We start from the raw sequence: 6,270 nt of genomic DNA, 5'->3' as shown, positions 1-6,270 counted from the left end.
TTGTCGCTCTTGATTGCCCTGCTTCAAATCCGGCCGAAGCCGGTCGCCGCTTAGGGCTCGGATTGTTCACGGTCGACGATTTGATGCGGTAGTCGCCTATGAGCGGTCAAAACGAACGCAGCTGGTTCGCCGATCGACCAAACGGCGAGCGCACTGTGCTTTGCTCAGACCGCCACCGAGTGCCTCGCCGTTCCCCCTTTGAAATATGTATCGAACTTGGCCGCGATGGTTCGAATGAAGGGGCGACTTTCAGTCCGTACGAGGAAACTGTCACCATCGAATTCAAGCGCTCGGGCAGGATCGTGGAGTGCGATGGACCTCGAGCGATGAAGGAGCTGCTCGCCGGCTTTGCCGAACCGCTCCACCAGGTCGACTGCCGAGAAGGCAAAATCACACATCAGCCGCTCGATGATCCAGCCACGGACGCGATCGTCGTCGGAAAGGGCAACGCCGCGGACGGCAGCCAACCCGCCATCCGCAACCATGCGCCCGTACCCGGCAGTCGAAGCCATGTTCTGCACGTAGCCTTGGCGAAAACGACCGATGGACGAAGGGCCAAGTCCGATCAGTGTCGGGCAGCGATCCTCAGTGTAGCCCTGAAAATTGCGATGCAAAACCCCTGCGCGGGCCGCTATGGCCAGCGCATCGTCGGGCTTCGCGAAATGATCGAGTCCTATTGCCTCATATCCCTTGGCGACAATTGCCCGCGCCGCGAGTTGAGATTGGGCGAAACGCTCAGTGGGACTCGGCAGCCATGCCTCGTCGATCATCGTCTGATGCTTCTTGAACCAGGGCACATGTGCGTAGCCGAACAGGGCCATCCGGTCTGGCTCCAAGGTCAGTGCCTGCGCCACCGTGGAACAGATCGTCTCGCGTGTCTGATTCGGGAGCCCGTAGAGCAGGTCCAGATTGACCGATTCGACGCCCCGCGAACGAACCCCGTCGACGACTGCCTTGGTCTGCAAAAAACTCTGCTCACGATTAATTGCTTTTTGCACTTGCGGATCGAAATCCTGCACGCCGAGGCTCGCCCGCGTTACGCCGATTTGAGCAAGTGCATCAAGGCGCGCCTTGTCCATGTCGTTGGTTTCGATTTCGATGCTGACCGTAGCATCCGGGAGAAGGTCGAAGCTGTCCCGCAAGGCCGCTCCAAGAGCAACCATATCATCGGGCCTCAGAATAGTTGGCGAACCGCCACCGAAGTGGATTGCACGGACATGTGCCTTGCCGCTCACCAGACCGGCAATCGTGACGATTTCGGCATTCAGCGAGCGCAGATAAGCGGCCACCGGCTCATATTGGTGCGTCTGCTTGGTGTGGCAGGCGCAGAACCAGCAGAGCTTGTCGCAGTAAGGAATGTGCAGGTACAGCGAGATTTCGTCGCCGCTTTCCAGCGTCTCCAACCAGCCACGGTAAATGGCAGCATCGATCCCCGAATGGAAATGCGGCGCCGTCGGATAGCTGGTGTAGCGTGGGACGTTCTCGCTGAGTTTGACAGCTATTTCCGATTGCATCTCGCGTTCACCGTGTTGCCCGCCGGAACACTGCACGCATCGCTGAAGCAGACCCTGATCTCGATCAGCCGCGCTCATGGACAAACCGCCGCAGGATTTCTCTACCCTGGATGGGTATCCTGCCGGCAGTTAGGATCGGGTAAGGCGAACGCATGACCTTTCGGCAAGACATTCATAGTTCCGGCATTCCTGTTCTTTGCTTCCCTTGCGAGGCACGGCGTCGCGGTGTCTGCGGTGCGCTCGATCCAGACAATTTGGTTGGGCTCGCCAAGACTTGCTCGCGTCGCCGGATCGAGTCAGGAATGGAGTTGACCGGCGAGGCACAGAACGTCGACAGCTACTCCAACGTGCTTTCAGGCGTGGTAAAGCTATCAAAGAGCCTGTCGGATGGGCGCCAGCAGATCGTCGGTCTCCAGTTTGCACCGGATTTTCTGGGACGTCCTTTCAAGGAGGAAAGCTCGATCAATGCGGAAGCGGCAACAGCAGTCACGCTGTGTTCGTTTCCGCGAGCGGCCGTCGAACGGATGATGAAGGCGTCACGGGAATTCGAGCATCGCCTGCTCAAACAGACGCTGAATGAACTCGATGAGGCGCGCGAGTGGATGGTGACGCTGGGGCGCAAGACAGCTCCGGAAAAGGTGGCGACTTTTCTCCTCATGATGGCCCGGAATATCGATTCCAGTCTCGATGCGGCTTCCGGGTCGGCCTCCTTCGATCTGCCGCTGACGCGTGCCGAAATGTCTGATTTCCTTGGAATCACCAGCGAGACCGTGAGCCGCCAACTGACGCGATTGCGGGCTGACGGGGTGATTCGGATTGAGAACGCACGCCATGTGACGGTGGACAGCATAAGCCGTCTGGAGAAGCGCTGTGGCGGCGGACGCGAGCGGCCCTAAGCGGCGAGGCCATGTCGCATGACTCCGGGGCGGGCCGTGTTTGCCTTTTAATGCGATGTCGCCGCGCCTTCGACGAAGCGGCGTCACGGTTGTCGAGACAAACAGCTTTCGGGCTTTGATAGGAACGTGACCAATCGCCAGGTGTGTTTCGGCACATACCGGCGAAGCATGGTCCTTAATCTGCCACGGCTCGGCGGAACGATCGCGTTCGTTTCCAATGGGATCCGAACAACGTTTGGCAGGGCATCGGCAATAGCATCCAACGCGCGCAGAGCCTCAGCTTTCGCCTCAGCGATCGCGTCTGCGCCCGCCCAACCCAGGGAACGCCTTCCATGAGGGAGTGAGCCCGCGCTGCGTTCCTCGTTCATTCGCCACCTGCTGATTGCGCCGCACAAAATCGTGCGGCCTGACATAGATCAGGGCGAGGGGGCGGCGGCTGCGCGATTAGTGCGCTGCGGATTTGGCATCCACCAGATTCGAGATCGGGATCTGCAATGAAATTCGGCACAGAGATCGTCCTTCTAAGCGTGTTCGCTTTTGCGGCCCTGGTGGCCGCCGGCTTCGGCGTGGATGAACCTTTCCGCCGACACATGTGGGTGTTGTTCTTCGCAGTGGCTGGTTTCACTGCGATCCTGTTGCGCAACACGGAGTTCAGGCCAGCAGCTCCGATTGACCCATCCGCTTACATGGATGGTCCGATCCGCTACGGCGCGATCGCCACCGTGTTCTGGGGTGTCGTCGGCATGCTGGTCGGCGTGGTGATCGCGCTGCAGCTCGCCTACCCCGATCTCAACATCCAGCCCTGGTTCAATTTCGGTCGTTTGCGGCCGTTGCACACATCCGGTGTCGTTTTCGCCTTCGGCGGCAACGCGCTGCTTTGCACGTCTCTGTATGTCGTGCAGCGCACCTGCCGCGCGCGCCTCTTCGGCCGTGATCTCGCCTGGTTCGTCTTCTGGGGCTACCAGCTGTTCATCGTCATGGCCGCGACCGGCTACCTGCTCGGCATCACCGAGGGCCGCGAGTACGCCGAACCCGAATGGTATGTGGATGTCTGGCTGACCATCGTCTGGGTCGCCTACCTCATTCTGTTCCTTGGCACGATCCTGAAGCGCAAGGAACCGCATATCTACGTGGCCAACTGGTTCTACCTGTCGTTCATCGTGACCATCGCGATGCTGCATGTGGTCAACAACCTGTCCATACCAGTCTCGTTCCCGGGCTCCAAGAGCTACTCCGCCTTTTCAGGGGTCCAGGACGCCTTGACGCAATGGTGGTACGGCCACAACGCGGTCGGCTTCTTTCTCACCGCCGGCTTCCTCGGCATGATGTATTATTTCGTGCCCAAGCAGGCGAACCGGCCAGTCTATTCGTACCGGCTGTCGATCGTCCATTTCTGGGCTATCATCTTTCTCTACATCTGGGCCGGGCCGCATCACCTGCACTACACCGCCTTGCCCGATTGGGCGCAGACGCTCGGCATGGTGTTCTCGATCATGCTGTGGATGCCGTCCTGGGGCGGCATGATCAACGGCCTGATGACGCTGTCCGGCGCCTGGGACAAGCTGCGCACCGATCCGATCATCCGCATGATGGTGATGGCCGTCGCCTTCTATGGCATGTCGACCTTCGAAGGCCCCATCATGGCGATCCGGGCGGTCAATTCGCTGTCGCATTATACCGACTGGACCATCGGGCACGTCCATTCGGGTGCGCTCGGCTGGGTCGGCATGATCTCGTTCGGCGCGATCTACTACATGGTCCCGAAGCTCTGGAACCGTCAACGGCTCTACTCGCTGAGGCTCGTCACCTGGCACTTCTGGCTGGCGACACTCGGGATCGTCGTCTACGCCGCGGTGATGTGGGTGTCCGGCATCATGCAGGGCCTGATGTGGCGCGAATATGGCGAGCAGGGCTTCCTGGTCTACTCCTTCGCCGAAACCGTCGCCGCCATGCACCCCTACTATGTCCTGCGCGCCATCGGCGGCGCCATGTACCTCTCCGGCGCCCTGATCATGGCCTGGAACATCACCAGGACCATCCTCGGCCACCAGCGCGAGGAGGAGCCGATGCCGAGCCCCGTCGCCATCCGACCTGCGCGATCAGGAGCCAGGTAATGGGCTTGATGGACAAACACGCAATCATCGAGAAGAACGCCACGCTTCTTCTCGTTGGCTCGCTGCTCGTGGTGACGGTCGGCGGCATCGTCGAGATCGCGCCTCTCTTCTATCTCGACAACACGATCGAGAAGGTGGAAGGCATGCGCCCCTATTCGCCGCTCGAACTTGTCGGGCGCAACATCTATATGCGCGAGGGCTGCTACCTCTGTCATAGCCAGATGATCAGGCCGTTCCGCGACGAAGTTGAGCGCTATGGCCACTACAGCCTGGCTGCCGAGTCCATGTACGATCACCCCTTCCAGTGGGGATCGAAGCGCACCGGGCCGGATCTCGCCAGAGTTGGCGACCGCTACTCGAATGCATGGCATGTCGCGCATCTTACCGACCCGCGCTCGGTGGTGCCGGAATCGATCATGCCGAGCTATGGGTTCCTGAAAGACACGCCGATCGACGTGAAGGATTTCTCGACGCATCTGGTCGCCAACAGGCTTGTAGCCGTCCCTTACACCGATGACATGATCGCCCACGCCAATGCGGATCTGGCGGCGCAGGCCGATCCCAATGCCGACACATCAGGCCTTGAGGCGCGTTACCCAAAAGCCAAGATCGGCGACTTCGACGGCAACCCGCAACAGGTCACCGAAATGGATGCCCTGCTCGCCTACCTGCAGATGCTTGGCACACTGGTCGACTTCAAAAATTACGACGAAGCCGCCGGCTACCGCTGAGGAGAACGCTGATGACCTACAATTTGATGCGGGCGTTTGCCGACAGCTGGGGCCTGGTTGCGATGGCGCTGTTCTTCGTGGGGTGCATCGCCTTTGCCCTACGCCCCGGCAGCCGAAGGCTGGCCGACGAAGCGGCCCGCATTCCGCTCGAGGACGAGTGATCATGAGCGACGAGCATATCGATGAAATCTCTGGCGTCTCGACCACCGGCCACGAATGGGATGGTATCCGGGAGCTGAACAACCCGCTTCCCAGATGGTGGGTTATCACTTTTTACGTCACCATTGTCTGGGCGATAGGCTACACCATTGCCTATCCAGCATGGCCTCTGTTGCACTCGGCGACAACGGGTGTGCTCGGCTATTCCAGCCGCAACGAGGTCAGGAACGAGCTGACCGCGGCTGAGGCCGCCAAGGGCAAATATATCTCGGCGGTGGAGTCCAAGAGCGTCTCGGAAATCGCCGCGGACGACGGCCTGCGCGAATTCGCAATCGCCGCCGGTGGCGCCGCTTTCAAGGTCAATTGCGTACAATGTCATGGCTCCGGCGCCCAGGGTTCCAAGGGCTTTCCCAATCTCAACGACGACGACTGGCTGTGGGGCGGCAAGGCCGAGCAGATCCAGCAGACGATTACGCACGGCATCCGCTTCGCATCCGATCCGGACACGCGCCTGTCGGAAATGCCGGCCTTCGGCGACATCATTACCGCCGACCAGATCGCACAAGTCAGCGCCTACGTGGCCAGCCTTTCCGGCAAGGTCCGCGATGCAAGTCTGATCCAACCCGGCGCCAAGGTCTTTGCCGAGAATTGCGTGGCCTGTCACGGCGACAATGCAAAAGGCAACAGGGAATTCGGCGCCCCCGACCTGACCGATGCGATCTGGCTCTATGGATCCGGTGAGACAGCCATCGCCGCACAGGTCCGTGCGCCAAAACAGGGCGTCATGCCGGCCTGGGTTGGCCGTCTCGGCGAGATCAAGGTCAAGGAACTTGCAGTTTATGTCCATTCGCTTGGC

The 6,270-nt window shown here is 60.2% G+C and carries 6 protein-coding genes; 5 read left to right on the top strand and 1 reads right to left on the bottom strand.

The window, feature by feature from the left end:
- Nucleotides 1–164: 164 nt before the first annotated feature.
- A complete protein-coding gene (gene hemN, locus P9272_RS15835) occupies nucleotides 165–1,514 on the bottom strand; it encodes an oxygen-independent coproporphyrinogen III oxidase (RefSeq protein ID WP_063169226.1) in 1,350 nt (449 codons plus the stop codon).
- Nucleotides 1,515–1,666: 152 nt separating this feature from the next.
- On the opposite strand from hemN, the gene P9272_RS15830 reads away from it, so the two are divergent.
- From P9272_RS15830 to ccoP, 5 genes are all read left to right on the top strand, one after another.
- Complete coding sequence (locus tag P9272_RS15830; RefSeq protein WP_024502861.1) at nucleotides 1,667–2,410, top strand: Crp/Fnr family transcriptional regulator; 744 nt, start codon at nucleotides 1,667–1,669, stop codon at nucleotides 2,408–2,410.
- A 494-nt stretch (nucleotides 2,411–2,904) separates the two neighbouring features.
- Entirely contained in the window at nucleotides 2,905–4,524 is a 1,620-nt protein-coding gene (gene ccoN / locus P9272_RS15825; protein ID WP_063169225.1) for a cytochrome-c oxidase, cbb3-type subunit I, read from the top strand.
- Nucleotides 4,524–5,255, top strand: coding sequence for a cytochrome-c oxidase, cbb3-type subunit II (ccoO, locus tag P9272_RS15820; protein WP_063169224.1), 732 nt, complete (start codon nucleotides 4,524–4,526; stop codon nucleotides 5,253–5,255). Before ccoN ends, ccoO begins: the two co-directional genes overlap by 1 nt.
- A gap of 11 nt (nucleotides 5,256–5,266) precedes the next feature.
- Nucleotides 5,267–5,416, top strand: a complete 150-nt coding sequence (locus tag P9272_RS15815) for a cbb3-type cytochrome c oxidase subunit 3 (protein ID WP_024502864.1) — start codon at nucleotides 5,267–5,269, stop codon at nucleotides 5,414–5,416.
- 2 nt (nucleotides 5,417–5,418) lie between these two features.
- On the top strand, nucleotides 5,419–6,270 hold an 852-nt coding region (gene ccoP / locus P9272_RS15810), incomplete at its 3' end, for a cytochrome-c oxidase, cbb3-type subunit III (RefSeq protein WP_278161220.1).

Source organism: Mesorhizobium sp. WSM4976 (genome assembly GCF_029625685.1).
Taxonomy (GTDB): domain Bacteria; phylum Pseudomonadota; class Alphaproteobacteria; order Rhizobiales; family Rhizobiaceae; genus Mesorhizobium.
This window is presented reverse-complemented; position numbering and strand designations above follow the sequence as displayed.

Excerpts from the sequence above, each read along its gene's own strand:
- ccoN (WP_063169225.1), top strand. The coding sequence starts at position 2,905 with ATGAAATTCGGCACAGAGATCGTCCTTCTAAGCGTGTTCGCTTTTGCG.
- hemN (WP_063169226.1), bottom strand. The coding sequence starts at position 1,514 with ATGCAATCGGAAATAGCTGTCAAACTCAGCGAGAACGTCCCACGCTAC.
- P9272_RS15830 (WP_024502861.1), top strand. The coding sequence starts at position 1,667 with ATGACCTTTCGGCAAGACATTCATAGTTCCGGCATTCCTGTTCTTTGC.
- P9272_RS15815 (WP_024502864.1), top strand. The coding sequence starts at position 5,267 with ATGACCTACAATTTGATGCGGGCGTTTGCCGACAGCTGGGGCCTGGTT.
- ccoO (WP_063169224.1), top strand. The coding sequence starts at position 4,524 with ATGGGCTTGATGGACAAACACGCAATCATCGAGAAGAACGCCACGCTT.